This is a genomic window from Geobacter anodireducens, assembly GCA_001628815.1.
Classification (GTDB): Bacteria; Desulfobacterota; Desulfuromonadia; order Geobacterales; family Geobacteraceae; genus Geobacter; species Geobacter anodireducens.
This window is the reverse complement of record CP014963.1, coordinates 1,474,721-1,488,462: the sequence shown is the minus strand read 5'-3', so window position 1 is coordinate 1,488,462 and position 13,742 is coordinate 1,474,721. Positions and strand designations below refer to the sequence as shown.

Here is a 13,742-nt window from a genome sequence, read left to right as displayed (position 1 = left end):
GGACTCCTTACTGTTTCTTCGCCAGAGAAAGCTTGACCGTCCGCTTCCTCACCTTGCCGAAATCATCGGTATATCGCTCGCTCACTTCCAGATACGAAGGCGCGATTTTCGTAATCACACCGTTATTGGCGCCGATGCTCATGCCCTCTTTCACCACATAGCCCTTGCCGGCCGGATCAACGATGAGCGCCTTGCTTTCCCTGAGCCCGACGATGATGCCCGTAATCCTGAACTGCTCCACGTTGTAGCTCTGGATCGGCAGCAGACCGGCGGCCGGTCCCCGCACGGCCGGGGATTTTCCGGGAGCCTTGGCCTGGAGAAAGGGTTTGAACGGGTCACGGCGGCTGGTGAAGTCGTACTGGGCAAGGCCCGTCGCAGGGACAATCGCGGCGGAGGTGGTTCGGCCCTGGATCGGAGGCTGTGCCTGGGGTGCAGGGGAGGCCTTTGGGGGAGGAGTCGGAGGAGGCGCTTGCTCCTTCTTTCCGCAGCCAGCCGAGACAAAGGTGAGAGCCACCAAAACGGCAAGAATCGATAGGCTATTTCTTCTTGTCATCCTTGGTCTCTTTCTTTTCGATGAAGCGGAAGGTCGTGGCCAGGCAGTTGACCTTGACGGTGGTCTTGCCGCCCATGGGCTTGATGTCGGTGAACGATACGTTCGTTATGTTGACGATCCTCGGCAGGTTGCCGACGGCGGTAAAGAAATTCGCCACTCCGTAGAACGAGCCCGATACCGAGATATCAACCGGCACTTCGGCATAGAAGTCCTTGGGTTCTTCGCCCTTTGGCCTGAAGAGGAGAAAATCGAGGCCCGCCCCTTTACCTACGCTGGTGATTCCCGTGAGCAGCGAGGGTATCTCCTTCTGGTTGGGCAACTCGGTAAGCGCGCTCTCCAAGTCCTTCTGCAATTGCTGATACTCCTTTTTCAGCTTGGGAAGGTTGTTGGCGATCCGGGTCTTTTCCTGGACCTCGTGCTGGAGCTTCTCAAGCTTCCCGCGCAGGTCCGCAAGTTCCTTCTGGCGAGGAGCGTACAGCCCCCAATACAGGGCAGCCCCTTCTATCGCAAGAATTGCCGCCAGGAGAGCAATCTTCTGTCTGTTGGGGAGCTTGAGCAGTTTTTCTATTCTCGCGTCCATTGGGAGTCCTTGAGAATGTTTTCCGGGGCCTATGGCCTTATTTTTTCTTAGCCGGCGCGGGCTCTTCTTTTTTCAGCGCCTTGATGGCACAGGTGAGCTCGAACCGTTTCGCCTTCACACCGCCGACTTCGGTCTGCTCGGACACGACCAGCTCGACGTTTGTGTAGTCATCCGTTTGCTGGAGATTGCGCATGAAGGCGGCGATCAGATCCTCGTCCACGGCGATGCCGCCGATGCTGACGTTCGGTCCGTTCTCGGAATACTTGGTGAGCCAGAGTTTCTCCGGCGTCGCATCGCTGAGGGTAGCCAGACGGCGCACGGGGCCGGTTTTTTCCTTGCGCAACTGGGCGAGCACGTCAAGCTTCTTTGTGACATCATCTTTCAGCTTCTTGATATTCTCGAGCTCGCCGATTTTCCCCTTGAGCCGCTGCAATTCGCTTTCCGCACCGGAAATATCGCTCTTTGCCGTCTTGATCTTTGCCTGGGCGTAGCCGAACAGGCCGAGCCCCACGCCGAGGACCACCAGCACCGAAACAAGCAGAATCGCCATCTGCTGCCTGGCAGTTTCCTTCTTTTTGGACGTTCTGACCGGAAGCAGGTTGATCCTTACCATTTGTCACCCACCCTCCTCGTGGCCAGCCCCACGGCAACCGTCACGAGCGGCCCGATCTCCCGAAGGTACTCGGGGTCGAACTCTTTCTCGCTGCAGGTGATTTTCGCGAGCGGGTCCAGCATCTCGACCGGAACGCCCAACTTGTTCTGCACGGCTTCGGCAAGCATGGAGCTTTTGGCTGCCCCTCCACTCAGGTACACCCTGGCGATTCTTCCCTCGTTCGCGGTTGTGTTGTAAAAATCGAGCGAACGGCGCATCTCCACGGCCAGGGTTTCGTTGACGCGGGCGATGACATCCTTCAGCTTGGCCTTGTCGGGGTACTCGCCGGTGACTTTCACCTGTTCTGCCTCCTCGCTGCTCAAGGCGAACTGCTTCTGGATCTCCTCGGTGAAGAGATTCCCTCCCACCTGCACATCGCGGGTAAAAAGGGAGCTTCCCCCCCTGACGACATTGAGATTCAGAATGCTGGCACCGACATTGATGAGCGCAACCACCTCTTCGGGATCGGTTTCGTAATTGAGTTCAAAAGCGTTCTGGACCGCGAAGGAATCCACATCGACGATCACGAGCCTGAGACCCGTCTCGGCAAAGACGTTGACATAATCGTTGATAATTTCCTTTTTGCTGGCCACGAGCAGGACGTTCATGCGGGAGGGATCGTCCTCGTCGGGTTCCAGGATCTGGAAATCAATGTTCACATCGTTGATGTCGAAGGGGATGTATTGTTCCGCTTCCCATTGAATCTGGTCTTCCAGCTCTTCGGGGGTCATGGCCGGAAGCTTGATCTTGCGGATGATGACCGTGTTCCCGGAAATGGAGCAGGCCACATCCTTGACCTTGACGGAAAGTCCCTTCATGAGCCCCTTGACCGCTTCGATAACGGACGAGCTGTCCATGAGGGTATTATCGACAATGGCCTCGGGAGGCAAGGGCTGGATGCCGACATTGACCAGTTGCCACCCCCCCTTCTGCTCCTTGAGCTGAACGAGCTTCACAGAGCTGGAGCCGATGTCGATGCCGACGATTTCTTTCTTTTTGGAGAAAAGCATACGCCCCATCCCGTCCGAGATCAGTCGATAAACACCGCGTCCTTTTCGGACAACGAAAAACCAAGAGCAAGCAGGATCTTTCTCTTGGTTTCCATGCGGCATTCCTCGCCGCGCTCGATTCTCTCTATGGTTGCCGGGGAGACGCCCGCAAGCCGAGCCAGTTCAGCCTTGCTCATGAGCCGTTCTTCCCTGATCTTCTTCACGTTGTTTCGGTATTTCATTGCATTATCCCGAATAATTATATGATTCAACGCGAAATCTACCGGAATTGAATCGAAAGTCAAGCTATTAGTTACACTTGAAACAAATTGAAACCTTTTATGCGAAATTGACGCCAATAGTGTAACTATCGGTGTCAACACAGGAAAACTTGAGGATAATTTCATGGTGGTCATGCGTTGGTGTCCCGCTCCGCCATCGGACCCGGGCAAAAGAAAAGCCGGGGCCGACTATCACGGTGGTGATATTTCGGCAACCCGGCTGTCTCAGTGAGACCCTGTAGCTTTCCGCCCCACCCCGTAGCTTTCCGCCCCATCCTCGCGGATGGTTTAGTATTATCGATATCATATGAAGGCCTACCAGTAACAATAGGCACGATTTAGCAGCAAAAATGCAATATGGATTCCACAATGAACCCGGCAGACCTCACAACTCATAACAGGGCGATATCATGAACATTGACCGGCCGTGACGATGTATTGCCAGACTCCCCTCACCCGTTATTGTCAGCCAATTGACACTATCGGCACCTCAAGTGCCATAAATTGTCAGCCGACATGGGTTAATACGCATAGAGTACGGACAGGGTCGCCTTTTCCTGCGAAGATGTTTCACGTTCTCCCTGGACCTCAAGTTTGTACACCCCTGGAATATGTTTAACCTTTACACCGCCGCTGCCGGCAACAACGGGGTTATAGGCGGCGCCCGAGGCAGCAAGGAACCATTCAGCCTCTCCCGATGTCTGCGATGACGGATCTGAATTGCCGGGCGATGTATCGACAATTTTGGAATACACGTTAAACCCTGCTTTGCCGGATGTTCCTCTGAGCTTGAAGCCCAAGTCGGGTGCACTTTTAATGGTGTCAGTTGACTGAGATCTCTGGGCATCGGAGCAGGCCGACCACAACTCGGCCGGTAGTGCGAGTTTCTGCTTGATGCATGCGTCAGACACGTAGAAAGTGAGACTGTTGCCCCCAAAGGACGACTGGAGATCAGTCATTTTCGTCGAGGAACTGATATTGGCGAACAGATAGGGAATCACTTCCTTGGTAACCACTTCGACCCCGCCGTAGCTCGCTTCCAGTGAGTTGGCATAGGTCTTTCTCGCCGCGGACATTTTTGTCCCCTGCAGAACGAGATATAGCAGCGTCAGGACGACTCCCAGCGAGATCAGCGTAAGCAGAAGCGAGGTTACCAGAGCCACCCCTCGTTCATTGTCAAGAATTTTCATAGGATCCACCCGATGCTCATTGGAGGAGATTTCTAGGGGTTACGCTGACTGCGTAAACCTTCCAGCGGTAGTTCCGCCAGTCAGTTCCAAACGCGTTGAGCATGTCGGCCTGCTTCCAGATGCGACCGGCGCTCTTTACATGTGGGTCTGAAACGACCACCACCTCGCTGGGATCATTTACAGGGTACGAAAAGGACGGGTCTTTTTTTCCTTCATGCGTGAGAATATACACGGTTACCGTCCGAAGCTGTTCGCGGATCTCCTGGGCGGACAGACCTGCCAGGGTTGCCCGGATCGATCGGGCGCCGCTGTGGGATGCGCCGGATGTATCCAGCTCGAAAACGACTTGAAGGTCTCCCACACAGTCAAGCAGAGCATAGTGTTCGTAGCCGGTATTGCCGGAAGCCGCGCCCTGGGCGACACGAGACTTGAACAGTACTCCCGTGCCGGGGTTGCAACGGGGGGGCACTCCTGTTGCCGGCTTTTTCACATAATAGTCAGCCCGGTTGTAAGGCATCCTGAGATCGCTCGAACTGTCTATGCTGTAGACATCGACCCTCTCATCTTCGCCCGAAGGCTTGAATGCGCTATGTACCGGCTCACTTCCGTTGACCGTGTAGAAAAAAGATGCTCCATTCATCAACAGTTGCCTGTTGTCACCCCTTTCAGCGGAAAATGTCGACAGGATGCTGATGACTCGGTCGCCATCCTTCACATCATCCGGACCGTTCCGGTCCACGAGATAACTCCTGTTTGAGAGTTCGTTGCCCGAGTAGTTTACGTAGGAGAACCTTCCGGCATCGGGAGGAGCGGACAGGGCGGCTGACTTGATGACAAGATAATCGGTACCGGAATTCGTGTCGGAACTTCCGTCAATGATCTTGTTTGCGCCGGGAATCGTAGCGTCGACCACTGCCCTGGGTAAAGCCGGAGGGATGTCGTTAAGAGTTGCGGGATCAAAATCTTTTATTATTTCATCAGGATCGACACTCACCTCTTCATAGGCCGTTGGCGCGTCCTGGAAAGACCAAGGAAGGCCGAATCCCGCCACTTCGATGTCCCTCCTGAAGATTTCGAGCCCGATGACCCCCTCGATTTCCGACTGGGCTGACTTGCCGAGTTGCCCCGAATGGAGAAGAATACGCTCGAATGCATTACCACTGATGATGATGACGACCATAAAAATAGCCATGACCACTATCAGCTCGACAAGTGAGAAACCCCGCTCTTTCAACATCTGACGTCCTTCCATGTTCAGCGCGTCTTGAGGGAGACGAGTTCCTGTTGTTGGGTCGTTCCTTTATAGGCCCACGAAACCAGCACTTCCAATTGGAGCGATGATCCCCCGACCTCTGTGCTTTTCTTCTCTACGGTGTAGTTTTTGCTGACGCCGCGAATCCTGCTCGGGACGAATTCCGGCGAGTAAGTTGAGGAAATTTTGTCGAAGGGACGGGCAAGCAGCGAATTCATTCGTTCGTCCGCAATTCTGGATGCCTCATCACGCGCCATGTTCCGAAGATTATGCTCCATCGAGACATTCACCGCCTGAAGGAGCCCCAACAGCCCAACCACCATGATGACCATGGCGACAAGCACTTCAAGGAGCGTGAAGCCGCTATCATTTGAGCGTAATGTTTGCCATTTCACAGTTGCCGGCACTCCATTTCCCAATCCGTATTTGCGTATCCGTGATGACCACGCTATCGACTGCTGCCCGATTACCGCTCGGCCCCACACAGATTGCTCTGTTGGCCATGGACGGATCGGTAACCAGCCCTGACTTCTCGAACACTAGCTGTCCGGCGATATCAGACGAAATGGCATTTTTCACCGCGACCTGTTGCACCGGGCCTACCGTTGTAACGGAGGATGAGTAGATGGAATACTGGGACGAAGAAAATGTCACTGCCCGGTCTCTTCTTTGGAGAAGGGCATCTGCCTTTGTCCTGAGGAGATCGGCCTGGAGCTTTTTCGCCTGACTCTCGATGGCGTTTTTACGACTGTATTCATTGAACTGAAGGGTGCCGATAGCGATCAGAACCATTGCGATCCCCATGACAACCACCAGTTCAACAAGGGAGAAGCCCCCTTGTCTCATATCACCGCTCCTTGATATGGAGTATTTTCTTGACCGGCTTGAGCCCCGCCTTGGAAATGATCGGCGGTGCATCGGAAGCCGGCTTGCCGATAATCCCCTCATTCATGCGCCGTCCCTGCTTGCTGTTCGTCCCTGCCATCGCGGTTGCCAGATCTACCTCCTCAAACCCCCCGGTTGAAGCCTGAATGAGCACTTTCCCAACCTTGGCGCTTTCATCAAGCTGGTATCCTGAATCGAACTTCACTGCCCACAGGTAGGAGGTCCCGCCGAACTTGCAGATATCCGGCTCGGGCACGAATGTAGTGTAGAAAATCGATCCGTTAACGGTAGCGACAGGGTCCGTAATGACTCTCTCCCCCTGATCAAGAGTGATGTACCAGCCTTTGTCGACAGATTCGTTTGCCGTGCCAGCCGTCCGGTCGGTCAGATCAGAGAGCGTGAGGGGAGCGGCCGCACAGGTGGAACTGGATGAATCGTCGATATCAAAGACAGTCTTGGTGTTGTCGTCATGGATCACCGTGGCCTTGTAGCAGGGTTCTTTTACCATGAACAGGCGGCGGGTCGTGGCGTTGGCATCGTCCCCGTTGAAGAAGTAACGTCCCGTGCCGAAAAAGAGATAGAGATTCTTGCCCTGCAGCTTTGCCACCGATGACGTTACGGGACCGATTCCGTCGATAACCTTCGACACCTTCCACTGGGTCGAGGGGTTGAAGCCGACGTCATCGGGGCTGACACTGTCGGGAATGATCACCCGAAGCACTCCACCGTTGGTCCAGCTACCGTCGGACGCTTTCTGCACGTATCCGACATACAGGGCATCGTCCTGATAATACCCATCGGCATTTTTGTTTGGACGGTCCGTATCGACCACTGCGCTGTTGAGGGATCCGGCAAACGCCTCGGTGATGCCGGTATCGATGACCCAGTAATTGCCCGCCGTGGACCCCCTTTCGAGGTCGTACACAAAGAGCCTGAGGTTCTGGTCGGATTTTCCCTTGAACTGCCTGAGCGTCGTATCGATGGGACCGGTGGGGCCTGAGCCGAATACGACCAGCCACCGACCGTTCTTAGTCCGATCCGATACATATTTTCCCTTTGCCGCATCATAGGTCCGGGCATTGAGGCGAACGATCGCCGGCCCGGTGGTAGTGAACCCGAGTTGCGGACTATTGAACTCCCATTTGAGGCTCGGCTGATTCTGAAGGGTGTTGGTGTTCGGGTCGGTGCCGAAGTACTGGCCTGTCACATCAAGAGAGTAATACGACGAAAATCCGAGCCCCTTGGTGTTGTCCGCCGGATCGAGAATCGGTGTCTTAACGCATGTGCCGGCAGCGGTCTTATCAGTGCATGCGGCATCGCCGAGTTTCCGTGAGGCGCCTCCGATCCCCATTCCGCCGACAAGGTAGGTTCTCCAGCTCGACCCGTCGCTCGCCTTTGGGCACTGCCAGTAATTGGATTCCGTGCAGCCAGCGGGGATGCCGGTGCTTACATCGAAGATCTGGGTCGTACCATCCACATAGTAGATATGATTGTTTTCCTTGTAATTGACGTCACCGAGATACTTGAGGTAGGGCAGCACATTGCGCGGAATGAACGTCCACTGTTCCTCTCCCAGCTTGTTGCCCGAGAGAGTTGCCTTGATATTGCCGGTAATGCCAGGGCCTTTTACGGTCAATTTGCCGAGCTTGAAAGCATGAAGCATTCCGTCATTGGCCCCGGCATAGACCATGCCCCGATTCTGGTATCCGGTTGTTTCCGTGAAGCTCTTGTACGTTAAATCGTCATAGCCCAGAGGAGACGAAAGCTGGTAGCTGCCGATCGGCTGTGTCGACTGCAGGCGTGGCGTGGAAGAAACGATATCTCCAAGTTTCCAGACGTTCGTGGCTCCTCCGATCGTTACGCTACGCTTACGGTACCCCGCAGGCTCGTCCCCCTTGACGAAGCTGATGATATTATTGGCCTCGGCCTGGCTTGATGCCTGAAGATACTGCTGCGTGGAGGCCGAAGCCGTAGTAAGGGCCGTGAAATCCACCAGCGTGCCTGCAAGTTGCGTATAGATTTTCCGGCTTGCGGCAGAACGTCCCCACAGCAGCTTTCCTGCGCTCCAGATACTTTTGAGGCCGAATTCGGGATCGTCGGGGGACACTGTTTCCTGTGAGCCATCGGGCCTGATCCTCGTCATGAGCGTCTGGTTGGCGGCGCTGTTAAAGGCGAGTTTGATCACGTTCGCCGTTCCTATATTGAGAACGTGGTCATTGTCAGGAGGAGGCGACGAGGCAGGAACATAGTCGTCGTCCTCCCGAATGGTGCTCCCCGATATGCGGGGATCTATATAGTACCAGAGATTGTACATCTCTCCGGACCAGGATATTTCAGTCTGATTTTCGTAGATCTTCTTGGGGAAGAATATGGCCTGGAGTATATTGGCACCGCTTCCTTCGCTGTTGGAGAGAATCGAAGCGGCTGTCCCCGATGCAGTACGTGCGAGGATGGCGTCAAAGGCCTCCTTGAGCTTTCTCTCCATTTCGTTGGGATTATTGACCGGAAAATAGGTATCGGGAAGTCCGTCGCCCTTTTCGTCCCACTCGGCACAGCGTGGATTCGGATTGGCGGTACCGCAGGTTGCGTCCATATAAGGAAGGCCATCCCCGTCGGAATCCTTGAATCCGCCATATTTGGCGGCAAGCATGAGCGGATTTTCGGGGAGTTTCCCACTTTCGCCACTAGCCGTGAAGATTCGCGTGGCACTTGTGGTTGAGATGCCCGCCCCCCATGGCCGATTGCTCCCCGTATGCTCCGCGATGAGGTAGGTCCCGTTTGCCGAACCTGCACCCGCGACAGTGAAACCGAATGCCGCTGCATTGCCGGCCTGGGAGTAAACCCGTTCAACCTTGATCGATACCTGATCGCTGGAGAGCGACGGGCATTTCCCACTGGTGTAAAGGGGATCGGATGTGTTGATCGACCCGGCGCAGATGGTGTAGTCGGCAAGCACGTCCATGTCAAAGTCGCCGCCACCTACGTCATCGAAGCTCGACTTGAACTTGATGTATTTCAGATCACTGGTTCCCGAGTGATACAGCGGGGTATCAACCACGTAAGTGCGGACCATCTGAAGAGTCGGACATTTGCCAGTGGTGTTTTTGGGGGTAATAACAACCCCTTTTCCGTTTGCCGAAGCGTCGACTGCAAATGTGAAGTTCGCGGTAGAGCAACTCCATCCCAGGCTGCTGTCGGTGGAGACGGACTTACCATAGGGGACTATCGTTGCAAAGGAGCCCGATAACGTCTTCACTGTGATTTCGGGGACAAGCGAATTGAAGCCAACCGCGAAGGTTGCTACATTCATGTTGTTGTGCCCGTAAAGTGCAACTGCTGCAGGGGAATACCCCCCCTCGAGGTCCGGTTCCGAAGGACAGATCCCGCGGACAGAGGCGAAACCGGTGAGTGTCTTTTCGGAACAGGTGCCATCGGTATTCGCACCCGCCGTAGTCCCACTCTGCCCCACCATGGCGGTGATTGACGTGGAGGGCTTGTTTTCATTGACGAATATTCTGTCGGCAAGGGCCCCGAGATCGAAGTTGGGCAGATTGCCCGCGCTGTTTGAGAAAGAGGAAAAAGCTGTCCCCGGTATCTGGTCCGTATCGAAGCTGTTGTAAATGTCGCTTAAGTGGAGAATGAACCGCTGCGAGCAGATGGGGAATATTGCTTCCGGGGCATCCCACGCGGGCATGGTGAGGCTCAGCCCGTCGTCGCTACCGTCGCTTATGCCGGCTACGTACTGAGGCGTCGGGGATTGCAACCCCTTCAGATAACGGAGTCCCTCATACAGAATCTCGCCCGTCGGATTCCCCCATCGCTGGGAAATAGGATAGGTAGTTGGACATTTCATGCTCTCGATGGACTGTATGATGAGTCCCTTCTGGTCGGTATTAGAAGTCTGGAAGTTACCCGCAGAGGAGTTCACCTCGTTCAGGAAGCTCCAGATGTTTTTGCGGAGGACTCCTCCTGCCTTCGGGTTTTTGAACGAACCCGTCATGAGCCCGAAGTACATATTCACCTGATCAATGCATGCCCCCTTGTTGATGGAAGAGCATTGGCTGTTGGAACTGCAGGGCGTTGCCATGTCCTTTGAACAGACCTTGCCTGCTCCGGGAGCCTTGCGCTCACCATAGGACTGCAGAACACCCACTGGTTTGTAATTAGAGCCATAAGCGGCGCATTTACCCGAAGCCAGTTCGTAGCCGAGCAGATCACCGCATGCCTTGACGTTGATGTCGAAGCGCTGGCTGGTGGGGACGAGGCTGGCATGGCTGTCAGCCACACCGTCACCATTTTTGTCTATGGCTGACACCGAACATATGTTGCCGTTTCCCTCAACGTTCACCCAATGCCATGCACGGAGCCCCCCTGACACTGTCACGCCGGTCACCGCCGTAACATCGGGGATGACACGCAGTTGAGACACCGGTTTCGAGGAGGCACCGTTGCTGGTAACGCAGAAAAGGGCGCGGTTGTTGGTGACGGCACCAGGAAAAAGCTTCGTGGCGTCGCTTCCAACATACTCCTTAGCCCAGCTATGGCCATCCTGGGGAATATTCTCGCCTGAAATGACTGCTGAAGTCGAAGATGAATTGTCAGTGGTACGGTAACCACCGTAAAGGACTCTTTTGATGATGTCGGCCCGCGACATGGTGAGCCAATTCAGAAAATTTCCACTCCATTTGCCGGCATTAGTACCTGTGCAGTACTTTGCATCAACAGACTGATTTACCGGATCATAGGTGTCGCCGGTGGCAATAAACGTATTTGCTTCGCCCCCGGAGGTCATATAGGTGTAACACTTGTAGGGATCAAAGTATCCATAGTATGTGATGCTGTGGTCATAGGTAGTGTCAAGTTTGCCGTCGCCATCCACGTCAGAGGCGTCATTGAATGCGGGGAAGTAGTACTTGTGGTCTTTCCCCATGCTGAACAGCACTTGCGGCGGAACAGTGGCGGCTATGAACGCCGGTTGGACGCAGTAATCTCCCATCGACGCAGCATTGGCGACAACCGGCGCCATAAACAGAAATGCTGCCCCGAAGATAGTCCGGACAGTCCCCTGGTTCTTGAAACTAAAGCGCATATTCGACCTCTCGAGCAGTAGCAATTCACCCCCCCCGTTCCCGGCAGGACGGGCTAGCCGCAACGATCCATCGATCATATTAGCAAGGAGCGCGCCAAGAAACAATGCCACCAAGCATCAGCAATTACATGCTATTACCCAACAGATTCCATAATAACACAAAAGGCTATGCAATTTTTGCATAGCCCCAGTGTTCCCGGTACACGATTTATGTCACTTCCTGATCCACTCCGACCCGTCCCAGTGGTACAGCTTGCAGGAAAAATCAGACGTATTGAAGATCATTGCCACGGCACTGCCGGACGTGGCGGATTGGATATAGATGCCGCCGCCCGTACCGACAACCCCTTCAGCGCTGTAAAACCGGTTGCCTGTGAATGCAACTCCGTCATCGGTTGCGGTGAGTTTGTTGGGCTTGAGGACAGGCCCCCGCTCTCCGTAACCGAAGCTGAGGCCGCCCCCTTTGTCGGAGAGGCGAACCTCTCTGACAAACTGCTCATCGCCGGTACCCCACTGTCCATCCTCCCCCCTGCCGGAGTAAAGCATCGCCCGCCCGCGGGGGGGATCGAATTCGATGCAGCACGACTTGCCCTGGATACTCAACAGCTTGGCATCCTTGAACAGATCCTTGATCTCCCAGACCGCCGCCTTGAGGCAGCAGTCGGCGTACAGGCTGCTGAACGCGGGAACGGCAATCACGCTCAGGACACAGATGATCGCCACCACCGCGAGCAGTTCGAGCAGCGTGAAACCACCCGCCCCCCTATCCCCCTTCCCTGGGGGCAGAATGGTGCGGTTAACCATCCCGCTCATCCCGGTCACCTCCTTGTGACAAAAAAAGGACTTTGCAATAATTGCACAGCCCTCTTACATTTACAACATTTTATTAATATTTTTTACTTTACTCGATACCAAACTCCTTAAGCTTATAGAGCAACGCCCGATGGCTGATTTCCAGCAAGCGCGCGGCTTGGGTCCGGTTCCCGCCGGTCTTGGCCAGGGCCCTGCGGATGAATTCCCGCTCTAGATACTCTTCGGCCTGTTTGATGGAAAGGGTGTCCTCGGGGAGACGGAACCCCGAAGGAGTTCCAGCCGAGTCCCCCCGCACGACATCGGGCAGGCTTCCACTATCGAGGATTTCTCCTTCGCTGAGAATGAATGCGCGCTCGATGCAGTTTTCCAGTTCACGCACATTGCCGGGCCAGCCATAGGCGGCAAGCAGCTTCATGGCGTCCGGCGACACGACCATTCCGGACCTGCCGAAAGACTCGCCATACTTGTGCAGGAAGTGGTTCACGAGCAGCGGAATGTCTTCCAACCGCTCCCTCAGGGGAGGCAGGGTAATGCTGAACACGTTGAGGCGAAAAAAGAGATCCTCGCGAAAGCGTCCCTCCGCGGCATCCCGGGCCAGATCCCGGGAAGTGGCGGAAAGGATCCGGACATCGACGCGCAGGGCCTTGGCCCCGCCCACCCGTCGAACCTCACCCTCCTGCAGCACGCGCAGAAGCTTCACCTGGAGCGCCAGGGGCATTTCACCGATCTCGTCGAGAAAGAGCGTCCCGCCGTTGGCCTCCTCGAAAAGTCCGGCCCGGTCCGACGATGCGTCGGTAAAGGCACCGCGCACGTGACCGAACAGTTCCGACTCCAGAAGGCTTTCGGGGATGGCCCCGCAGTTGACCGCCACAAAGGGTCTGTCGCTGCGGCTGCCGTTGTGGTGGATGGCCCGGGCCACCAGTTCCTTGCCCGTTCCCGACTCGCCGAGGATGAGGACGGTGGTCCGCACGTCGCACACCTTGCGGATAAGGTTGAAGATCTCGCGCATGCGCGGGTTGCGACTCACAATGCTGCCGAACGAATACTCCCGCCCGACCACTTCCCGCAGCCGCCGGTTTTCACTCTTGAGGCGCTCGCGCTCCTCCGCCTTCCTGAGGACCAGGAGGATCTCATCATTTTTAAAGGGTTTCGAAACGTAATCGTAGGCCCCCTCCTTCATGCAGGCAATGGCCGCATCCACGGTACCGTAGGCGGACATCATGATAACGGTGCCGGGGAGTCCGGCCTGCTGAAAGGCCCGCAGGAACCCAACGCCGTCCATGACCGGCATCCGGATGTCGCAGAGGATGAAGTCGTAGGCAGCAGCAGATGCCTGGGCCAGGGCCGCTTCGCCATCGGTGGCCTCCACGGCCTCGTAGCCCTGTTTGCGGAGCATGGCGCACAGCATGTGCCGCATGTTTTCTTCGTCATCGACGACCAGTATCCGCTTTTTCATTT

Annotated in this window: 12 protein-coding genes and 1 other annotated feature; all 12 genes read right to left on the bottom strand. The window is 55.4% G+C overall.

Going from position 1 to position 13,742, the window contains the following annotated elements; genetic code table 11:
- Positions 1-7: 7 nt before the first annotated feature.
- Positions 8-553, bottom strand: coding sequence for a pilus assembly protein PilP (locus A2G06_06725; GenBank protein ID ANA40056.1), 546 nt, complete (start codon positions 551-553; stop codon positions 8-10).
- Positions 537-1,133, bottom strand: a complete 597-nt coding sequence (locus tag A2G06_06720; GenBank protein ANA40055.1) for a pilus assembly protein PilO — start codon at positions 1,131-1,133, stop codon at positions 537-539. Before A2G06_06720 ends, A2G06_06725 begins: the two co-directional genes overlap by 17 nt.
- A 37-nt stretch (positions 1,134-1,170) precedes the next feature.
- Positions 1,171-1,746, bottom strand: coding sequence for a fimbrial protein (locus A2G06_06715; protein ID ANA40054.1), 576 nt, complete (start codon positions 1,744-1,746; stop codon positions 1,171-1,173).
- On the bottom strand, positions 1,740-2,795 hold the full coding sequence (locus A2G06_06710) for a pilus assembly protein PilM (GenBank protein ID ANA40053.1): 1,056 nt from the start codon (positions 2,793-2,795) through the stop codon (positions 1,740-1,742). The genes A2G06_06715 and A2G06_06710 overlap by 7 nt, the downstream gene beginning before the upstream one ends.
- Positions 2,796-2,815: 20 nt before the next feature.
- The gene (locus tag A2G06_06705) at positions 2,816-3,016 is read right to left on the bottom strand and encodes a transcriptional regulator (GenBank protein ANA40052.1); all 201 of its coding nucleotides are present in this window, start codon (positions 3,014-3,016) and stop codon (positions 2,816-2,818) included.
- A gap of 246 nt (positions 3,017-3,262) precedes the next feature.
- Positions 3,263-3,358: a binding site (cyclic di-GMP riboswitch class I), on the bottom strand.
- Positions 3,359-3,576: 218 nt separating this feature from the next.
- On the bottom strand, positions 3,577-4,254 hold the full coding sequence (locus A2G06_06700; protein ANA40051.1) for a hypothetical protein: 678 nt from the start codon (positions 4,252-4,254) through the stop codon (positions 3,577-3,579).
- A 7-nt stretch (positions 4,255-4,261) separates the two neighbouring features.
- On the bottom strand, positions 4,262-5,497 hold the full coding sequence (locus A2G06_06695) for a hypothetical protein (GenBank protein ANA40050.1): 1,236 nt from the start codon (positions 5,495-5,497) through the stop codon (positions 4,262-4,264).
- A 2-nt stretch (positions 5,498-5,499) separates the two neighbouring features.
- Positions 5,500-5,829 (bottom strand): hypothetical protein, encoded by a 330-nt coding sequence (locus tag A2G06_06690; protein ID ANA40049.1) that lies wholly within the window; start codon positions 5,827-5,829, stop codon positions 5,500-5,502.
- 34 nt (positions 5,830-5,863) lie between these two features.
- Positions 5,864-6,343 carry a hypothetical protein gene (locus A2G06_06685; protein ID ANA40048.1) on the bottom strand — a complete coding sequence of 160 codons (480 nt, stop codon included), beginning with the start codon at positions 6,341-6,343 and terminating at the stop codon, positions 5,864-5,866.
- A 1-nt stretch (position 6,344) separates the two neighbouring features.
- Positions 6,345-11,324 (bottom strand): hypothetical protein, encoded by a 4,980-nt coding sequence (locus A2G06_06680; protein ID ANA40047.1) that lies wholly within the window; start codon positions 11,322-11,324, stop codon positions 6,345-6,347.
- A 360-nt stretch (positions 11,325-11,684) separates the two neighbouring features.
- Positions 11,685-12,275, bottom strand: a complete 591-nt coding sequence (locus A2G06_06675; GenBank protein ANA41617.1) for a pilus assembly protein PilE — start codon at positions 12,273-12,275, stop codon at positions 11,685-11,687.
- A 97-nt stretch (positions 12,276-12,372) separates the two neighbouring features.
- The gene (locus A2G06_06670; GenBank protein ID ANA40046.1) at positions 12,373-13,740 is read right to left on the bottom strand and encodes a histidine kinase; all 1,368 of its coding nucleotides are present in this window, start codon (positions 13,738-13,740) and stop codon (positions 12,373-12,375) included.
- Positions 13,741-13,742: the final 2 nt, after the last annotated feature.

Coding starts and splice junctions, on each gene's coding strand:
- A2G06_06720 (ANA40055.1), bottom strand. CDS start 1,133: ATGGACGCGAGAATAGAAAAACTGCTCAAGCTCCCCAACAGACAGAAG.
- A2G06_06715 (ANA40054.1), bottom strand. CDS start 1,746: ATGGTAAGGATCAACCTGCTTCCGGTCAGAACGTCCAAAAAGAAGGAA.
- A2G06_06710 (ANA40053.1), bottom strand. CDS start 2,795: ATGCTTTTCTCCAAAAAGAAAGAAATCGTCGGCATCGACATCGGCTCC.
- A2G06_06725 (ANA40056.1), bottom strand. CDS start 553: ATGACAAGAAGAAATAGCCTATCGATTCTTGCCGTTTTGGTGGCTCTC.
- A2G06_06685 (ANA40048.1), bottom strand. CDS start 6,343: ATGAGACAAGGGGGCTTCTCCCTTGTTGAACTGGTGGTTGTCATGGGG.
- A2G06_06690 (ANA40049.1), bottom strand. CDS start 5,829: ATGGTCATCATGGTGGTTGGGCTGTTGGGGCTCCTTCAGGCGGTGAAT.
- A2G06_06670 (ANA40046.1), bottom strand. CDS start 13,740: ATGAAAAAGCGGATACTGGTCGTCGATGACGAAGAAAACATGCGGCAC.
- A2G06_06705 (ANA40052.1), bottom strand. CDS start 3,016: ATGAAATACCGAAACAACGTGAAGAAGATCAGGGAAGAACGGCTCATG.
- A2G06_06675 (ANA41617.1), bottom strand. CDS start 12,275: ATGGTTAACCGCACCATTCTGCCCCCAGGGAAGGGGGATAGGGGGGCG.
- A2G06_06695 (ANA40050.1), bottom strand. CDS start 5,497: ATGGAAGGACGTCAGATGTTGAAAGAGCGGGGTTTCTCACTTGTCGAG.